The 18,338-nt window shown below is 59.8% G+C and carries 18 protein-coding genes; 10 read left to right on the top strand and 8 right to left on the bottom strand.

Annotation, left to right across the window (positions count from 1 at the left end; translation table 11 throughout):
• Window positions 1-21 precede the first annotated feature (21 nt).
• Together F617_RS0105110 and F617_RS0105115 are read left to right on the top strand one after the other, a co-directional pair.
• Complete coding sequence (locus F617_RS0105110) at window positions 22-915, top strand: amino acid ABC transporter substrate-binding protein (RefSeq protein ID WP_019564616.1); 894 nt, start codon at window positions 22-24, stop codon at window positions 913-915.
• A 67-nt stretch (window positions 916-982) separates the two neighbouring features.
• A complete protein-coding gene (locus F617_RS0105115; protein ID WP_003510747.1) occupies window positions 983-1,885 on the top strand; it encodes an amino acid ABC transporter substrate-binding protein in 903 nt (300 codons plus the stop codon).
• Window positions 1,886-1,930: 45 nt separating this feature from the next.
• Here the strand turns inward: F617_RS0105115 and minE are convergent, their stop codons facing one another.
• The 3 genes from minE to minC are packed head-to-tail and all read right to left on the bottom strand — an operon-like array spanning window position 1,931 to window position 3,769.
• Window positions 1,931-2,191, bottom strand: coding sequence for a cell division topological specificity factor MinE (gene minE / locus F617_RS0105120; RefSeq protein ID WP_003510750.1), 261 nt, complete (start codon window positions 2,189-2,191; stop codon window positions 1,931-1,933).
• Window positions 2,188-3,003 (bottom strand): septum site-determining protein MinD, encoded by an 816-nt coding sequence (gene minD, locus F617_RS0105125; RefSeq protein WP_003510752.1) that lies wholly within the window; start codon window positions 3,001-3,003, stop codon window positions 2,188-2,190. Before minD ends, minE begins: the two co-directional genes overlap by 4 nt.
• 37 nt (window positions 3,004-3,040) lie before the next feature.
• The gene (gene minC, locus F617_RS0105130) at window positions 3,041-3,769 is read right to left on the bottom strand and encodes a septum site-determining protein MinC (protein WP_003510754.1); all 729 of its coding nucleotides are present in this window, start codon (window positions 3,767-3,769) and stop codon (window positions 3,041-3,043) included.
• 410 nt (window positions 3,770-4,179) lie between these two features.
• Between minC and F617_RS0105135 the strand changes: the two genes are divergently transcribed.
• From F617_RS0105135 to uxuA, 7 genes are all read left to right on the top strand, one after another.
• Entirely contained in the window at window positions 4,180-4,866 is a 687-nt protein-coding gene (locus F617_RS0105135; protein WP_019564617.1) for an HAD family hydrolase, read from the top strand.
• Window positions 4,867-5,097: 231 nt separating this feature from the next.
• Window positions 5,098-5,814 (top strand): FadR/GntR family transcriptional regulator, encoded by a 717-nt coding sequence (locus F617_RS0105140; protein WP_019564618.1) that lies wholly within the window; start codon window positions 5,098-5,100, stop codon window positions 5,812-5,814.
• A 61-nt stretch (window positions 5,815-5,875) separates the two neighbouring features.
• Window positions 5,876-6,850 (top strand): sialic acid TRAP transporter substrate-binding protein SiaP, encoded by a 975-nt coding sequence (locus F617_RS0105145; RefSeq protein WP_013761518.1) that lies wholly within the window; start codon window positions 5,876-5,878, stop codon window positions 6,848-6,850.
• Between the two features lie 61 nt (window positions 6,851-6,911).
• Entirely contained in the window at window positions 6,912-7,484 is a 573-nt protein-coding gene (locus tag F617_RS0105150) for a TRAP transporter small permease (RefSeq protein ID WP_013761519.1), read from the top strand.
• A gap of 4 nt (window positions 7,485-7,488) precedes the next feature.
• Complete coding sequence (locus F617_RS0105155; RefSeq protein ID WP_019564620.1) at window positions 7,489-8,895, top strand: TRAP transporter large permease; 1,407 nt, start codon at window positions 7,489-7,491, stop codon at window positions 8,893-8,895.
• A 72-nt stretch (window positions 8,896-8,967) separates the two neighbouring features.
• Window positions 8,968-10,014: an L-idonate 5-dehydrogenase gene (locus F617_RS0105160; RefSeq protein WP_019564621.1), complete on the top strand. Its 1,047-nt coding sequence runs from the start codon at window positions 8,968-8,970 to the stop codon at window positions 10,012-10,014.
• A gap of 16 nt (window positions 10,015-10,030) precedes the next feature.
• Entirely contained in the window at window positions 10,031-11,239 is a 1,209-nt protein-coding gene (uxuA, locus tag F617_RS0105165; protein WP_019564622.1) for a mannonate dehydratase, read from the top strand.
• 28 nt (window positions 11,240-11,267) lie between these two features.
• Here uxuA and F617_RS0105170 read toward each other — a convergent pair whose 3' ends face one another.
• Window positions 11,268-11,621, bottom strand: a complete 354-nt coding sequence (locus tag F617_RS0105170) for an antibiotic resistance protein VanZ (RefSeq protein ID WP_034501960.1) — start codon at window positions 11,619-11,621, stop codon at window positions 11,268-11,270.
• 245 nt (window positions 11,622-11,866) lie between these two features.
• On the opposite strand from F617_RS0105170, the gene F617_RS0105175 reads away from it, so the two are divergent.
• Complete coding sequence (locus F617_RS0105175; RefSeq protein ID WP_019564624.1) at window positions 11,867-13,378, top strand: aldehyde dehydrogenase (NADP(+)); 1,512 nt, start codon at window positions 11,867-11,869, stop codon at window positions 13,376-13,378.
• Window positions 13,379-13,435: 57 nt separating this feature from the next.
• Here the strand turns inward: F617_RS0105175 and F617_RS0105180 are convergent, their stop codons facing one another.
• From F617_RS0105180 to F617_RS0105195, 4 genes are read right to left on the bottom strand one after another with little or no spacing between them, the layout of a single operon-like run.
• On the bottom strand, window positions 13,436-14,434 hold the full coding sequence (locus F617_RS0105180) for a TRAP transporter substrate-binding protein (RefSeq protein ID WP_019564625.1): 999 nt from the start codon (window positions 14,432-14,434) through the stop codon (window positions 13,436-13,438).
• A 16-nt stretch (window positions 14,435-14,450) separates the two neighbouring features.
• Window positions 14,451-16,283 (bottom strand): TRAP transporter large permease subunit, encoded by a 1,833-nt coding sequence (locus F617_RS0105185; RefSeq protein ID WP_019564626.1) that lies wholly within the window; start codon window positions 16,281-16,283, stop codon window positions 14,451-14,453.
• Between the two features lie 31 nt (window positions 16,284-16,314).
• Window positions 16,315-17,442, bottom strand: coding sequence for an LLM class flavin-dependent oxidoreductase (locus tag F617_RS0105190; RefSeq protein ID WP_019564627.1), 1,128 nt, complete (start codon window positions 17,440-17,442; stop codon window positions 16,315-16,317).
• The gene (locus F617_RS0105195; protein ID WP_013761527.1) at window positions 17,439-18,305 is read right to left on the bottom strand and encodes an ABC transporter substrate-binding protein; all 867 of its coding nucleotides are present in this window, start codon (window positions 18,303-18,305) and stop codon (window positions 17,439-17,441) included. The genes F617_RS0105190 and F617_RS0105195 overlap by 4 nt, the downstream gene beginning before the upstream one ends.
• Window positions 18,306-18,338 lie beyond the last annotated feature (33 nt).

The following is an 18,338-nucleotide window of genomic DNA, read 5'->3' on the forward strand; positions in this document are numbered from 1 at the left end:
TGACAGCCAAAAGGACATAAAATGCGTATTTCAGTATTTTGCCTTTTCCTCACATGCTTTATCCCCATAACTCCGGTGCAGGCCGCCGGCGAAGGCGATACGCTTCGGCAGATTGCCAAGACCGCGAAAATCCGCATCGGTTATCGTGAGGCCGAACCGCCGTTTTCCTATCAGCTGCCGGATGGAGAAGTGACCGGCTTCTCGACTGATCTTTGCCGCGCGATCAGCGAGGACATCCGCACGCAGCTGAAGCTGGACAAACTCGACATTGAATATGTAAAGGCCACGCCCGCAACCCGGTTCATTCTCGTCCGTAGCGGCAAGATCGATATTGAATGCGCGGCGACGACCAACAACAGCGAACGCCGGAAAATGGTGGATTTCTCCTATCCGAATTTCATGACCGCGACGCAATTTCTCTCCCGTAAACAGGACAATCTGAAGAGCCTTGCCGATCTGGCCGGACGCTCCGTCACATCCGCCTCCGGCACGGTCAACATCGAGCAGCTGAATGCGGTGAACCGCGAAAAGAACCTAAATATCTCGGTGATGCCCACGAAAACCAATGAGGAAGCCTTCGAACTCGTCGTTGCCGGCAAGGCCTCTGCTTTCGTCATGGATGGCATATTGCTGGCGGCGCTGGCGGCAACATCGGAGAATCCCGACCTCTACGCGCTCTCGGACGAAACGCTGAGCGCACCCGAACCGTATGGCCTGGTGTTTCGGCGCAACGACCCGGCCTTCAAGGCGGCGGTCAACGAAAGTCTGCGGCAGATCTTCACCGGTCCCACCATTCACGGCCTTTACGAAAAATGGTTCACCAAACCCATTCCGCCCAATGGCATGAACCTGAACCTGCCGATGACCGCCTCCTTGAAACAAGCCTATGACCATCCGAGCGAATACCGGGACTGAGGGAGTAAAAACCCCACCTCTATTTTATGAAAATGTTTTGACAGATAATTTTGGCTGGAGATGCGCGATGCAGAGATCGACATTGTGGCTCATGCTTGGGGTTTTTAGTCTTTTACCCACCATTGCAGCCGCCGACGAGACCCAACCGCCTACACTCGAAACCATTGCCAGAACCGGCACCATCCGGCTCGGCTTTGCCGACAGAAATCTTCCCTTTTCCTACATGGGAATTGGTCCGGAGCCGATCGGTTACAGCATCGAACTGTGCCTGAAGGTGGCGGATTCCATCAAGAAGAAGTTGGGCCTGCCGGAATTGAAAATCGATTTCGTCAAGCGCACCCCCAGCAACCGCATCACGCTTCTCAATGACGGCACAATCGACATGGAATGCGTGGCGAGCACGAATACGGAGGAAAGACGCAAGGCCGTGTGGTTTTCCTACAGCCACTTCATCACCGGCACGCGTTATGTCGCCCTGAAATCAAGCAACATGACAAGCGTCAGCGATCTTGCCGGGCGAACCGTGGTGGTGACGACGGGAACGATCAATATCAGTCAGCTGAATGTGCTTAACCGCAAACTGGGACTGAACATCGCCGTCCTGCAAAATGACAGTACGGAAGGCAGTTTCGACATGGTGACGGAAGATCGAGCCTCGGCCTTCGTCATGGACGATATTCTTCTGAGGTCCTTCGTCGCTGAAACGGGCAAGCCCGAAGACTATTCCATCTCGAACGAATATCTCGCCCCACCGCAGCCCTATGGCCTGATGCTCCGACGGGGCGACACCGCCTTCAAGAACGCCGTCAACGAAGCCCTTGGGAAAATTTATGCAAGCGGCGAAATCAACGCGATCTACGACAAGTGGTTCAACGCGCCGATCCCGCCGAACGGCATAAACCTCAAGCGCCCGCTTCCCGACGATCTGGCCGAGGCATTTAGAATGCCGGTCGATACGACGGCAGAGTAAAGAAAAACGCCGCCCTGCAAGGGGCGGCGGTATTCGGAGAAAACATCACGCGGCGCGCAGGTCGGCGCTCAACGGTATCTCGACATCGATCTCCAGTATGGAGACGTGCTCGTCACGATCCATCTTCACATGCACCCGATCGTTATCGATCTGCACATGCTTGGCGATGACGGCGAGAATTTCTTCCCGGAGGACGGCGACGAGATCGGTTCCCGACGACGCCCTTTCGTGGGCAAGCAGCACCTGCAGTCGCTCGCGCGCAAGCGGTGCCGACTTTTGTTTACGGAACAGGCCGAAAATGCTCATGCAGCCCTCCTAGCAAAGATCTTGGAGAAGATACCCCGCTTTTCGCCCGGAATGACCACCGGAATGTCCTCGCCTGACAGGCGGCGGGCAGCGTCGAAGTAAGCCATGGCAGGTGCACAACGGGCATCCGCGAGCGTAACCGGTGCACCGACGTTGGAAGCACGCAGCACATCCGTGCTTTCGGGAATGATACCGAGCAGCGGAATGGAGAGGATTTCCAGAACGTCGTCGACCTTCAGCATGTCGCCACGCTCGGCACGGGCCGAATCGTAGCGCGTCAGAAGCAGGTGCTTTTCCATGCGCTCGCCGCGTTCGGCCTTCAGCGTCTTGGAATCGAGCAGGCCGATGATGCGGTCACTGTCACGCACCGAGGAGACTTCCGGATTGGTGACCACGACGGCCACGTCCGCATGGCGCATGGCCAACGTCGCGCCGCGTTCGATACCGGCCGGGCTGTCGCAGATGACCCAGTCGAAATGTTTCTTCAACTCGGCGATGACCCATTCCACGCCTTCGGGCGTCAGATTGTCCTTGTCGCGTGTCTGCGAGGCGGGCAGCAGGAACAGCGTCTCAAGGCGCTTGTCGCGGATCAGCGCCTGCGTCAGCTTGGCATCGCCCTGGATGACGTTGACGAGATCGTAAACCACCCGGCGTTCAGCACCCATGACGAGATCGAGGTTACGCAGTCCGACGTCAAAATCGACAACCACGACCTTCTGCTTGTTCTGCGCCAATGCGGCGCCAAGCGCTGCGGTCGAGGTGGTCTTGCCAACCCCGCCCTTGCCGGAAGTAACAACGACTACCTTCCCCATACGGCTCTCCTGTTCCTGTGTTGTTTTCTCTATGTCGTCAGCCAAGTTTTTCGGCCTTTATCGTATCGTTTTCCAGCCACAGCTGAACGGGCTGGCCGCGCAGCTTGTCATCAATGTCCTCGGCAACCTTGTAGACGCCGTCGATTGCCAGTAGCTCCGCTTCCAGCTTGCGGCAGAAGATGCGCGCCGAAACATTGCCAAGCGAACCGGCCATGGCGCGACCGCGCAACGCCCCGTAAATATGCACCGACCCGCCCGCGATGATTTCCGCACCCGAGGCGACCGAACCGATGACGGTCACATCGCCTTCGGGGAACATGATCGACTGGCCGGAGCGCACCGGCTCGTTGATGACCAGCGACTGGACCACGGCCCGAACCTCGCCCGAAGCGCGCGGCTTTTCTTCCGGCAATTCGGCAGCGATGGCGACGGGCTCGACCTCGACATCTGAAGCGGGCTTTCCGCCCTTCAGCGACGGCGGCATGCCCGGCTCGATCATCGAGGGGCGAACACCTTCGATCCCCATGATGCCGACATTACGTTCCGTCAGCGCTGCCAGCAGAGCCTTCAGCCCTGCCTTGTCCAGCGACAGTTCAGACGCATCCAGAACCACCGGACGCGAAAGGAAGAACCCGGCCGAACGTGCAGCAAGATCATCCAGCCGTTCCAGCCATTGATCGAGCGGAGCTTCAGGGGACAGAACGACCGCGAGGAAGGAGCGGCCTTTGATACGGATCGAACGCTGGTCTGTTAGCACTTTGGTCATCTTGGTAAACAAATCGTTGACAATTAGGTACCTCGAATATGGTTAACAAATGGTTAACAACACCCCTTAAACGACGGTTTCGTTAAGAGAATTCCGCTGCGAAAAATCTCATGCACAACATTCATAAGCTCCGTTTAGCTTTTGATTTTGCGAACTTTGACTGCTTTCGAAAACTCACAATAGCAGTTGATCCTTGCTGCAACCTGACGCCCGCATGACCCTATGCGGACGCCGCCTCCCCTGCCTGACCATGCCCCGAGTCGCAGTCCGTGCAAACTGTCCGATTCCGGCACGATGTTCGCCACTGGCGGATGGGTCGCCATTTGCTTGATGAGCGGAAAAACGATTCCGTTATGCCTGCCGATGCTATAGACACGAGGCCAACCCGACACATCCAACGGAAGAATGCGATGCACAGCAAAGTCCCGGCGACCGCCCAGATCTCCTCGCGCGAATATGGCGCCTTCCTGTTCGACATGGATGGGACGCTGCTGAATTCCATCGCGGTGGTAGAGCGGGTCTGGCGCGAATGGGCCGTAGACAACGGCATAGAGCCGGAGGCTTTCCTGCAGCGCATCCATGGCATGCGCGCATCTGAGGTTGTGCGTCGCGAGGCAGTTCCCGGCCTCGATATCCAGGAACAGGCGGATATGCTTTTGCAAAAGGAAATGGACGATGTTGACGGCATCCTCCAGATTCCGCAGGCAGCCGCATTTCTTGAGAAATTGCCGGCCGGAAAATGGGCTATCGTCACCTCCGCCGCCCGCGCCCTTGCCGAACTCCGGTTGGCTGCGGCAGGCCTCACCCCGCCTCCAGTGATGATCTGTGCCGAGGACGTTGTGAACGGCAAGCCTGACCCGGAGGGTTACAGAAAGGCTGCTGCGAAGCTCGGCGTCGCACCTGAAGACTGCGTCGTCTTCGAAGATGCGCCCGCCGGCATTCTGGCGGGGGAAAGCATGGGCGCAACGGTCGTGGTCATTAACGCCACTCATTCGCATCCCATCGAAACGCCGCACCTTTCGATCGGTGGGTACGGTGAGCTGGACGTCACCATCGGCGACGACGGCGGCTTGAAGCTCACAAGTAACAAGGGCTGAAAAGCCGATCCAAACATGCGGTGTCATCCTCGGGTCTGTCCCGAGGATCAATCACGTTTCGTAAAATCCAATCCATTGCGCTGAGCCTGCCGCACCGGTCTCCAGTCTTTCGCCGTGTAGTTTTCCTCTAGCGGCCAATTGACAGCACCGCATAAATCCTACCTAATAAAATTGGTAAGACCATCTTACCGCTTGCGCGAAGGGGGGAGACTTTCGCGCTGGGAGGACATCATGTTTGTGGCTCTGGAGCCGCGCCGCCTCTACAGGCTGGTCGCGGAACAAATTCGCTTGCTTATCGAGAGCGGGGAACTGACGGACGGTCAGCGCCTGCCGGCGGAACGCGATCTGGCGGAACGTTTTGGCGTGTCCCGCCCGACGGTGCGGGAAGCACTGATCGTTTTGGAAGTGGAAGGCCATATCCATATCCGCATGGGTTCGGGCGTTTATGTGAACACGTCCCGCACGGCTAACAAGGCAAAGTCGCCCGCACCGGACGCGCACGGCCCCTTCGAAATCCTGCAGGCGCGCTGCATCATTGAAAGCGCTATTGCCGAGGAGGCCGCGCGGCTTGCCACGTCTGAATGCATCGCCAGGCTGGACGACATCATCGAACGCATGGCCGGGGCGCTCGACAATTCGCCGCAGGCCCTCAACCTGGACCGCGCCTTCCACACCGCCATTGCCGACATCATCGGCAACTCGGCGCTGAACCGCTTTACCGGCCTGATCTATGACGAGCGCAGCCTTTCGCCCTATTTCGAAAAGCTCGCCAGCTATTTCGAGGGTCCTCACACATGGATTCTTGCCGTTCAGGAACACCGGGTGATCCGCGACGCGATCGCGGCGAACGATCCGGAAGGCGCACGCGAGGCGATGCGCCAGCATCTGACGCTGTCGCAAAAGAGATTTTCCGAGAGTTTCGGGGAGGAAACGATCGGAGAAGAGTGACCGCGCCGCAACCGGCGACGGGAAAAACAGAAATCTGGCTTTAATTCGGGAGGAGTTAAGAATGAAAATCAGATTGTCGACTTTGATGGGTGCAACCGCTGCCATTTTGCTTTCGGCTTTGGCGGCACAGGCGCAAACAACGCTGAAATGGGCGCATGTCTACGAGACCTCCGAACCGTTCCACACGGATTCGGTCTGGGCTGCGGAAGAAATCGCCAAGCGCACCGACGGCCGCTACAAGGTGGATGTATTCCCCGCCTCGCAGCTCGGCAAGGAAGCGGATATCAACCAGGGCCTGAAGATCGGCACGGTGGATATCATCATCTCCGGCTCCAGTTTTGCTGCACGTGACTTCAAGCCGATCGGCGTCACCTATTTCCCATATATCTTCCGCGACCCGAGCCATCTGATCGCCTATACCAAGAGTGATATCTTCAAGCGTCTTGCCAAGGGTTACGAGGACAAGACCGGCAACCACATCGCCGCCGTCAGCTATTACGGCACGCGCCACACCACGTCGAACAAGCCGATTGCCAACTGCGCCGACATGGCGGGGCTGAAGATGCGTGTTCCCGACGTTCCGGCCTATCTCGCCATGCCACGCGCCTGCGGCGCAAACACGACGCCGATCGCATTCGCAGAAGTCTATCTGGCGCTTCAGAACGGCACGGTCGATGCACAGGAAAACCCGCTGACCACCATCGAGGCAAAGAAGTTCTTCGAAGTGCAGAAGAACATCGTGCTGACCGGCCACATCGTCGACCACCTCAACACGGTGATCTCGAAGAACCTGTGGTCGAAGCTTTCCGATGAAGACAAGAAAATCTTCACGGACGTCATGCAGGAAGCCGCCGTGCGGACCACGAAGACCATCGAAGGACGCGAAAAAAGCCTCGTGGAAGAGTTCAAGAAGCGTGGCCTGAACGTCGCAGAGGTGGACAAGGCGGACTTTGAGAAGAACGTCATGGAGAAGGTGAAGTTCGAGGACTTCGGTTACGACAAGGCCGACTGGGAAGCCATTCGCGCCGTCAAGTGAGCCAAGATCCGGTGCGGCCTCCGTTGCCGCACCGCCCTTTCTCTCCAGACGGGATATCTCAATGTCGCAGGAAATTCATACTCAGGTCACGCCTGAAGAACTCGCCCACACGTTTGACGAGGCGCCGCCCGAAGTCGACCTGAAGGTCTACGCCTTCGAGGACTGGGTTACGCTTGGCCTTTTCTGGCTGATGACAGGTTGCGTGTTCCTTCAATTCTTTACCCGTTACGTGCTTAACGACAGCTATGCCTGGACGGAAGAAATCGCCGTCAACTGCCTGATTGGCGTGGTGTTTCTAGGTTCGGTCATGTGCGTGCGCATGTCACGCCACATTCAGGTGGATGTGCTTTATCACTACGTTCCGCCGCAGGTTGCCCGCGTCATGTCGATCCTTGTCGACGTGCTGCGCATCGTGTTCTTCGCCTACACCTCGTGGCTGATGTGGCGGTATCTGGAAATCGTCGCGGACGAGGAAATGGTCACCGTCGCCCTGCCGCGCAACATCGTTTTCTATACGGTTCTGGCCGCTTTCGTCCTCATGTTCTTCCGTTCGGTGCAGGTCTTCATCGCCAACATGCAGCGTGGCTATTCCGTTCTGGAACGGCCGGAAGAATTCCAGAGCGCGGGGGATTGAACATATGCTTATTCTTATCGGCTCGTTTCTTCTGTTGATGCTGATCGGCCTGCCAGTCGCCATTTCAATGGCCACGGCATCGCTTCTCTACATCGTCTCGTATAATGTCGCGCCAGATATCATCGCGGCGCAGCGTCTGATTGCGGGCGTGGAAAGCTTCCCGCTTCTCGCCGTTCCCTTCTTCATCCTTGCCGGCAATCTTATGAACACGGCGGGGGTGACGGGACGCATCTATTCCTTTGCCGTGGCGTTGGTCGGCTGGATGAAAGGTGGTCTGGCACAGGTCAACATCATCGGCTCGGTAATCTTTTCCGGCATGTCCGGCACGGCCCTCGCCGACGCCGCCGGCATCGGCACCATCGAAATCAAGGCCATGAAGGATCATGGTTATCCGGTCGAAGCGGCCGTCGGCGTCACCGCCGCTTCCGCAACGCTCGGGCCGATCTTTCCGCCATCGTTGCCCTTCGTCATCTATGGCATGATGGCAAACGTCTCGATCGGCGCACTGTTCATGGCCGGCATCGTTCCGGGCGTCGTCATGACACTTTTGATGATGATCACCGTTGCAGTTTTCGCCTACGTCAAGGGCTGGGGTTCCGATACGCCGTTCAACCTCAGAACCATCTTCGGCGCTTCGCTTGAAGTGCTCATCGTCATGATGGTGCCGCTCGGCATCTATCTCCTGACGCTGTTTGGCCTGTCGCTCAACCTGTCAATCCTGATCGTGCTGGTGGTCTTGCTCGCCTGCGACTGGTATTTCGACTTCTCTGCCGTGATGGCCCTGATGACGCCAGTGATCCTGATCGGCGGCATGACGATGGGCTGGTTCACGCCGACGGAGGCGGCTGTCGCAGCCGTGTTGTGGTCTCTGTTCCTCGGGCTTGTCCGTTACCGGACGATGACGTTCAAGTCGCTGGCAAAATCGACCTTCGACACGATAGAGACCACGGCATCGGTTCTCTTCATCGTTGCGGCGGCATCAATCTTCGCATGGCTTCTGACGGTCAGCCAGGCAGCACAGTTGCTATCGGCGGCGATCCTGACGATCACCGACAGCAAGTGGATTTTCCTCCTGCTGGTCAACCTGCTGATGCTGTTCGTCGGCTGCTTCCTAGACACGATTGCGGCAATCACCATCCTCGTGCCGATCCTGCTGCCGCTGGTGCTGCAGTTCAATATCGATCCGGTGCATTTCGGCCTCATCATCACCCTCAACCTGATGATAGGGCTGCTGCATCCGCCGCTCGGCATGGTGTTGTTCGTGCTCTCACGCGTGGCGAAACTCTCCGTCGAGCGCACCACCGTCGCCATTCTGCCATGGCTGGTGCCGCTGTTCGTGGCGCTGCTGCTGATCACCTTCGTCCCGGCAATCACCTTGTGGCTGCCGACCGAGATGGGCCTGATCCGCTAATCGACGCACTGCCCGCGCGGCTAGCCGCGCGGGTTTCATTCATCCAATACACATACGATGAGAGGCACGGTGATGCAGACACGCGTGGCACGTCTATACGGCCGTGAAGATATCCGCGTCGAAACGCAGGACATGCAGGCGCCCGGCCCCGGTGAAGTGCTGCTGACCATGGCGGCGGGCGGCATTTGCGGTTCCGATCTACATTATTATCAGGACGGCGGCTTCGGGCCTGTGCGGGTGCGCGAGCCGATCATCTGCGGCCATGAGGCATCGGGGCGGGTGGAGGCGCTGGGCGAAGGCGTCAACGGGCTCGCACTCGGCCAGCTCGTCGCCGTCAATCCCTCGCAGCCTTGCGGCCATTGCCATTTCTGCCTGAAGGGCCAACCGATCCATTGCCTCGATATGCGCTTCATGGGCAGCGCCATGCGCCTGCCGCACGAACAGGGCATGTTCCGCGATCGGCTCGTGGTTCCCGCAAAACAATGCGCGACATTTTCAGACACCACTTCGCCCGCCGAAGCCGCCTGCACCGAACCGCTTGCGGTCTGCCTGCATGCCGTCGCACAAGCGGGCGATCTGACCGGCGCCAAGGTGCTGGTAACGGGCGCCGGGCCGATCGGCCTCTTGACGATTGCCGCCGCCCGCCATGCCGGTGCCGGCATCATTCTCGCCACCGACCTGACCGATGCGGCGCTGGAGCGCGCGCCCGCCATGGGGGCGGACCGCACCATCAATGTCGCGAAAAACGCAGAAGCACTTTTGCCCTATCAGGACAATAAGGGGTATTTCGACGTCGTTTTCGATTGCTCCGCCGCGGCACCTGCGCTTCGCGCCGCCTTCGCCTGTGTACGTCCGCGCGGTACTGTCGTGCAGGTGGGCGTCACCGGTGACATAACCATTCCGCTCAATGCGCTGGTGGGCAAGGAAATCCTCTGGCGCGGCTCGCAGCGTTTCCACGACGAATTCGCCATTGCCGCCCGCCTGATCTCCACGCGCGGGATCGATGTGCGGCCGATCATTTCCCACAGCTTCCCGCTTGAAGAAGCGAAATCCGCATTCGAGCAGGCTGGAGACCGCTCCGCCGCCTGCAAGGTGCAGCTGACATTTTCCGCAGAATGATATTTGAGGACAGAAAATGAGACATACATGGCGCTGGTTCGGCCCGGTGGACAAGGTCACGGTTCAGGATGCGGCTCAGGCAGGGGCGGAAGGCATCGTAAGCGCGCTGCACCACATCGCCACCGGCGATGTCTGGCCGGTGGATGAAATCGCCAAGCGGCATGAGGCGATCAAGGCCGGTGGGCTCTATTGGGACGTGGTGGAAAGCGTGCCGGTCTCCGAGGAGATCAAAACCCAGACGGGCGACTGGAAAAACCATATCGCCAACTGGCAGGAGACGCTGCGCCGCCTCTCCGCCACGGGCATTCGCACCGTCTGCTACAATTTCATGCCGGTGCTGGACTGGACCCGCACCGATCTGCGCTGGGAAACGAAGCACGGCGCAAAAGCCATGCGTTTTGACCTTTCCGATTTCGCCGCCTTCGACATTCACATTCTCAAACGCCCCGACGCAAAGGCCGATTATCCGGAGTGGCTGATCGAGGAAGCGGCAAAACGTTTCGCCGACATGCCGGATACGAAGATCGCCGCACTCGGACGTAATATCGGCGCGGGCCTGCCGGGTTCGGCGGATGGTTACACGCTCAGCCAGCTTCTCGAAAAGCTGCGCTCCTATCACGGCATAAACCGCGAAAAACTGCAGCAGAACCTGATCGATTTTCTGTCGGAAGTGACGCCGGTCGCGGAAGAGGTCGGCATTAACATCTGCGCCCACGGCGACGATCCCCCATGGCCGCTGCTCGGCCTGCCGCGTATTCTTTCAACGGAGTCCGACTACGCCCAGATGCTCTCGCAAGTCGACAGCCGGGCCAATGGCGTTACGCTCTGCACCGGCTCGCTCGGCGCGCGGGCGGATAACGACCTGCCCTTCATCGCCAGCCGTTTTGCAGACCGCATCCATTTCGTGCATCTGCGCAACGTCACGCGCGACACGGACACCGTGCCCTGCTCCTTCTTCGAAGACGAGCATCTGGAAGGTGGAACGGATATGGTCGCCGTTATCGCAGCACTTCTGTCAGAAGAATCCCGCCGTCGTGCGGAGGGCCGTGCAGACCACACCATTCCGATGCGGCCCGACCATGGCCAGGAAATCCTTGATGACCTGACGCGAGGGGCGCAGCCGGGTTATCCCGCCATCGGCCGATTGAAGGGGCTGGCAGAGCTTCGCGGCATCGAGCGCACGCTGTCGCATGGCCGTTTCGGATTGGCGAAGCAGGCGAATTAAGCCGTCACGATTGGCCGCCGGCAGCCTCTTAGCTTGCGGTCAATCGCGTCCTGAATTGAAGATACGAAAAGGCGGCAAGCCCACCGGCAATGGCGCCAACGGCTTTCACAACTGCATCTGTCATATGCGGATGCCGTGTGGGCGACAGAAATTGCAGCGCCTCGATGCCGAAAGCCGCCACGACACCCGCGACAATGATGGCAAGCCAGTAACGCGGATAGGCCAGCACGAAGGCAGCCGAACAGAAGGCAAAGGCGGCGGCGCGGTCGATGCCGACGGTCGTCAGCGTATGCGGCCGAAGCCCGATCGGGCAAACTGTAACGATCACGATCAGCAGCAGAACCGACCAGGCGATGTATTTCGGAAGTCTATTTGTCATCATGGCGTCACAATAGAGCGCTGCGCGCATAAACGGAAGATCGTCTTTTTCTTCCACCGCCCAATAAATCACACTTTTTGGACAGATACTGCACAAACCGGCTTTCGCTGAAGCCTTACTCGGGCTAAGGCAGAGAGCAACCGGACAAGGATCGCGGCTGATGGCCTTTCAGGCTGTCGCCCTTCGGTCCGGTTTTACGGTATCGGGTGGATTTTCCACACAGGATCAGATTTTCAGGGAAGAGCACAATGAGTTTCAAGCCGCACGGCAAACATCTGGTTGCAGGAGAATGGGTCGCCACGGAAGCGAAATTCCGCAGCGAGCCTGCACATGGCGAAGCTTTCGATTTTTCGGTCGGCACCGTCGATCTGGTGAATGCGGCCGCAGAAGCAGCCGAAGAGGCTTTCTGGAGCTACGGCTACACGACCCGCGAAGAGCGCGCCGCATTCCTCGACACCATCGCCGATGAGATCGAGGCCCGCGCCGACGCCATCACTGAGATCGGCACGTCCGAGACCGGCCTGCCCGCAGGACGCCTGCAGGGTGAACGCGGCCGCACCACCGGACAGCTTCGCCTTTTCGCATCGCATATCCGCAAGGGCGACTATCTCGACCGCCGCCACGACGAAGCGCTTCCGGACCGCCAGCCGCTGCCGCGCCCGGATATCCGTCTGATGCAGCGTCCGATCGGCCCCGTTGCGGTCTTCGGTGCTTCCAACTTCCCGCTCGCCTTCTCGACCGCCGGTGGTGATACCGCCGCCGCTCTCGCAGCCGGCTGCCCGGTTGTGGTCAAGGGCCATTCCGCCCATCCCGGCACCGGTGAAATCATTGCCGAGGCCGTTCTCGCCGCCGTCGAGAAGCACAATCTGCATCCCGGCGTCTTCTCGCTGATCCAGGGCGGCCGCCGCGATGTCGGTTCCGCGCTCGTCCAGCATCCGCGCATCAAGGCAGTCGGCTTCACCGGCTCGCTCGCCGGTGGCCGCGCACTGTTCGATCTCTGCGCCCAGCGTCCGGAACCGATCCCGTTCTTCGGCGAACTCGGTTCCGTCAACCCGATGTTCCTGCTGCCGGAAGCCGTTTCCGCGCGCGGTGAAGCCATCGCCAAGGGCTGGGCAGGTTCGCTCACCATGGGTGCTGGCCAGTTCTGCACCAATCCCGGCATTGCCGTGGTGCTTGCCTCGCAGGCGGATGCCGTGTCGGAAACCGCACGGGCGGCCCTTTCCGAAGTCGGCCCGCAGGTCATGCTGACCGACGGTATCGCCGCTGCCTATCGTGACGGTCGCGACCGCATCGCAGCCGGTAACGGCGTGCGCGACGTTTTGACCACCACCTGCGACCTGCGTAACGCAACGCCTTACCTGTTCCGCGTTTCGGGCAAGGACTGGGTTGCCAACCACGCGCTCGCCGAAGAAGTCTTCGGACCGCTCGGCCTGATCGTGACGGTCGACAGCGCTGAAGAAATGATCGAAGTGGCAAAGAGCTTCGAAGGCCAGCTGACGGCGACCATGCATCTTGACGCAGGTGACGCCGAACTCGGCCGCAAGCTGCTGCCGATCCTCGAGCGCAAGGCCGGCCGCGTTCTCGCCAACGGCTTCCCGACCGGCGTTGAAGTCTCCGAAGCCATGGTTCACGGCGGCCCCTACCCGGCTTCCACGAACTTCGGCGCGACCTCGGTCGGCACCATGTCGATCCGACGCTTCACGCGCCCTGTTTCCTACCAGAATATTCCTTCGGACGTTCTGCCGCAGGATATCCGCTGATCAAAAAAATGGGGAGGGCGCTCCTGCGCCCTCCCCATTCACAATAGTGCATCGGTATCAGGCCGACTGGATCGCCTGTATTTTCTCGAAGCCGCCGACAGTGCCGGCAAAATCCTGCCAGACGCCCTGCGCACCCTTGCGCCACTCATCCAAGGCTTCCGGCTGCAACACCTTGCCGCCCTTCGAAACGGCGAGCTCCACCGATTTCGCCTCGTCCTCGACGATCAACTGGTTGAAATAGAGCGCGCCTTCGCTTGATGCTTCGGTCAGGGCCTTCTTCTCTTCGTCATCGAGCTGGTTCCAGAAAGCCGCACCATAATAAACCACGCCCGATGCCCAGATATGGCCGGTCTCGGTCATGTAGGGTACAACCTCGTAAAGCTTGAACCCGGCATAAGCGGACTTCGTCAGATCCATGGCGTCGGCTACGCCGGTTGACAGTGCATTATAGGTCTCGGTGATGGGAATGCCGACCGGCGTGGTGCCGAAGGCGCTCCACAGCTTGGTGTGCAGCGGGCTCTGGATGACGCGAATCTTCTTGCCGTTGAGCTGCTCTGGCCGGGTTACCGGCTCCTTGGTCAGGAGATGGCGCGCACCGTAATTGATGAAGTCTACGGCCACGAATTGCTGCGCGCCGAGCTTGGTCTTCAGCTCGCTGCCGGTCTCGCCCGTCACCACCTTGCGCACATGGTCTGCATCGCGGAACAGGAAGGGCAGATCGAGGATTTGCAGTTCCGGCACCCAGCCGGAGAGCGAAGAGACCGTGGAAAGGCTCGCCTGAACCGATCCGAGACGGATATTTTCCGCCACTTCCTTTTCGCCGCCCAGCGCACCGCTCTTGACGATGTTGAAGCGGAAACGGCCGGGCAGCTTTGCCTCCACCAGCTCGCTGATCTTCACCCAGATTTTCGTCTCCGGCTTGTCGTCCGCGAACAGGGAGGCGACCGTAATGTTGCGGGTCCTGGCATTTGCGTTGCGCACGAAGGCGGGCGTGGCAAGTGCTGCCGCACCCGCAGCGGAGAGTTTCAGGAGATTGCGACGATCGATAATAGTCATGAATAAAACCCCGGATTTAGAAGACAATGGCCCAGGCGCACAGAATGGCGAGGGAAACGAGAAGGGATAGGAGATAGGGAACGACGGCCTGGAATAGCGCTGTCGCCGGAATGCGGGTGACACCGCTGACGACGAAGATCAGCATGCCGAGCGGTGGTGTGAGGCCATGGATCATCAGGTTGACCACGAGAATGACGCCGAAATGGATGGGATCGATGCCGGCCGCAACGGCCGCGGGCAACAGGATCGGTCCAAACAGCAGGATGGCCGCACCGATATCCAGCACCAGCCCCACCAAGAGCAGGATGAGGTTGGAAAGCAGAAGCACCGCGATCTTGCTGCCGCCAAGCAATGTCACGAAATCCGTGACGAGGCCGGAGACATTATCGACCGCCAGAAGAAAGGCGAAGGGGCCTGCCGTGCCGATAAGGAGACCGATGGCCGCCGCCTCACCGGCTGATTGCCGGAAAGTTGCGAAGATACGCCCCGCGCCCAGCCGGTACCCGAAGCCGAGAAGCAGCGTGTAGAGTGCGGCAAGTGCGGCCGCCTCCGTGGTGGTGACGACACCGATGCGGATGCCGACCACCACGATGACGCCGAGACCGAAGGCGGGTATGGCGGCGACAGCCGAGCGCCAGCGCTCCGTGCCCGTGGCGCGCGGCAGCGTATCGACGCTGCGCACGCTCCAATGGATAGCCACCGCAAGGCAGATCGCCATCAGCCCACCGGCGAAAAAGCCGCCGACCAGCAACGAGCCCACCGACAGGTTTGTAGCCGTTGCGAGGATGAGAAAGGCAATGGAGGGCGGGATGACATTGTCGAGCACCGACGTTGCAGCAATGATCGCGCCCGCCTGCGCCGGCGGATAGCCGTGTTTGACCAGTTCCGGCTGGAAGGTTGAAGCGCCGAAGGCGGCGTTGGCGACAGAGGAGCCGGATGCGCCGGAAAACAGCACGCTGGTCAACAGCGTCGTCTGCGCCAGCCCTGCCCGGCGGTGTCCAACCATGGAGGCGGCGAACCGAACCAGCTGGTTGGCAACGCCCGATTCCGTCAGCAGGCATCCGGCCAGCAGGAAGAAGGGGATGGCGAGCAGCAGGAATTTCGACATGCCTGTCACCGTTGAGGAAACGATGGCCGGCTCCGGCAAGGTACTGCCGAAGGCGATCGCCACATAGGCTGCGGCGAGAAAGGCATGGGCGAGCGGTGCTGCCAGCACCAGCCCCACCGCCGCCGTCAGCGCCAGAAATAGGCTGGGCGGCAGGCTCGTATCTACGAAGACTTCCGGCAGGCCGACATAGGCCGCAATTGCAATGGTGAGAGACACTAGAACGGCAAATGTCTTGCCCTCACTGACACGCTGAAGCGCCAGGTAAAGAAGGATCAACGCGCCGCCTGCACCCAGAAAGCCAAAACGCACCCATTCCGGCAGACCGAGCGTCGGAGACGTACCACCCAGCATCGCCGCGATTTCAACGCCACCGAAGGCGAGGATCAGTGCTGCGATGAAGGAGAAGGCATCCGCCAGAACTTCGGTGGCGGCATGAAACCGCTCAGGCAAAAACCGCACGAAAACATCGAGCCGCATGGCAAGCGCGCTTTTGAGACTGAGCGGCGCGCCGACCGCGATCATCGCCACATGCAGCCAGATGCCGAGATCTTCCGCACCGATGAAGCCGGTGTGAAACAGATAACGCAGGGTGACATTGACCAGCACCACCACGAGAAGAGTCGCAAGGATTGCGGCGGCGACCGCGCCAAGCGCCTTGTCCAGAACGGCAAGCGCCCGCTCCGCCGCACGCTGAGGGCCGATGCGCCGTTGTGCAATCGTTGTTGCCGGACCAGCCGTCATGTCTTTTTTCTCCACTCCCGGAAGGCCATGTTTACGATGCCTTTGCCGAGAGGTCGCGGTCAAACAAAGTCGACCAGGTGAATTGTTTGGCTGACGAGACTTCCCGCGATACATCAAGACGCGGAAGAACCTTTTCCCCGAAACGGAAGGCCTCTTCCAGCAATGGCATGCCGGACAGAATAAAGGTATTCACGCCCGCCTTTTTATAGGCCTCCAGCGTGCGGATCACCGTATCGGGCGAGCCGACAATTGCGGTGCCCGGTCCCGGCCGGACAAGACCGATGCCGGCCCAGAGATTGGGGGCAATTTCGAGATCACGCAGGTTCTCAGGCCTCTGTCCACCATGCATCGCCGTCATGCGCTGCTGGCCGACGGAATCGGTCTTGCCGACGAAACGCTGGTTGGCTGCAATGGCACGCTCGTCCATGCGCCCGTAAAGATCGGCGGCGGCGGCCCATGCCTCTTCATCGGTATCACGCACGATGACATAAAGCCGGATGCCATATTCCAGTTCGCGGCCAAGCTGTTCCGCCCGCGCCTTGACGAGATCGACCTTCGCGCCGATCTGGTCGGGCGTTTCGCCCCAGGAAAGATAGGTCTCGACATGTTTGGCGGCAACCTCGATCGCCTTGTCCGAAGAGCCGCCGAACCATAGCGGTGGTGGCTCTATGCCTTGCCCCACCGGCAGTGCCAACTTTGCGCCTTCGGTCTGGAAATGGCGGCCCTTGAAATCGACCGTCTCACCGGCAAAAAGACGATGCCAGATCTGCAGATATTCATCCGCCATATCGTAGCGTTCGTCATGCGGCATGGTCATGCCATATGCACCGAGCATCTTGGCATCGCCCGAGACGACGTTGATCAGCAGGCGTCCGCGCGAAAATTCCTGAAGCGTCGCCGCCATCTTGGCGAGCAGCGTTGGCGCGACAAGACCCGGATGAATCGCGACCAGAAACTTCAGCCGCTCGGTATAGGAAAGCAGCGCGCCAGCCAGAACCCACACATCATGCGCGCCGGTGGCAAACAGGGCGCCTGTGTAACCAAGCTGATCATAAGCAAGAGCAAGCTGCTTGTAATAACCGAGATCAACCTTGCGGGATCCTTCCGGTTGCCAGGGATAGGCGCCATCGGGCGCGCACATGTACCAGAAAACGTTCATCTGTCGCCTCCCGCGCTGGCTGATTGTGGGGCCGGTCTCTGCCCGGTCAGAACCGGTAGAGAGAAATGGCCGTGCCTGTAAAGCGTATCGGCCTCCTCCTGCTGTTCGGCAAGGATATTTTCGGCGGCGGGCACCACCGAAAGATCTCGTGAGCGCAGCACCTTTGCCCAGGACTGCGCATCGCCTTCGCTGCCCGGCTCGGCGGCAAGAAGGGCCGCGGCTCTGTCTATATCCGCCATGACGGCGCGGCCAACGCGGTCCAGTTCGGCGGCAATCGCATCGCGTTGTTCCAGCGCCACAGTGTGACGCGCGAGCGTCCAGAACAGCGAACGGTTGGGAATGGTGGAGCCGCAACGGACCAGAAGACTGATCCCGTCATGGGTCAGGGCTTTTTCGAGCCGTGGCGACATCGTCACCCAGGCATCGACGCGGCCTTCCACAAGATCGCGCAGGCTATCGCTGTCACCGCTCTCGATGCGTATTACATCCGCAAGGCCAAGCCCCGCCCCTTCCAGGCTACGCGCAAGAAGATAGGTATGAAAAGACCCGTCAATCAGCGATATGCGTTTTCCCGAAAGGTCGGCCGCAGAGCGGATGGGGCTGTCGCGCCGCACGAGGATCGCGCCGTTTGCGGGGCGTGGTGCCGAGGCAGCGATATAAGCTGCGGAAAGCCCCCGCGCATCCGCCTCGATTGGCGGCGTCGAGCCCGTGCCGCCGAAATGAATTTCGCCTTTTTCCAAAAGCGCTGCGGTATCGCGCCCCTCGCGGTAGGGCACGAATTCCGGATCGAATTCATCAAACGCGCCGGGCCAGAGCCGGGCGAGGCGCAAATGCAGATTGTTGGGATGGACCCCGATTTTCATGTCGACACCTCATTTCTCAATCAATCTACTTTT

This window comes from Agrobacterium sp. 10MFCol1.1, from assembly GCF_000381165.1.
Lineage (GTDB): Bacteria > Pseudomonadota > Alphaproteobacteria > Rhizobiales > Rhizobiaceae > Agrobacterium > Agrobacterium tumefaciens.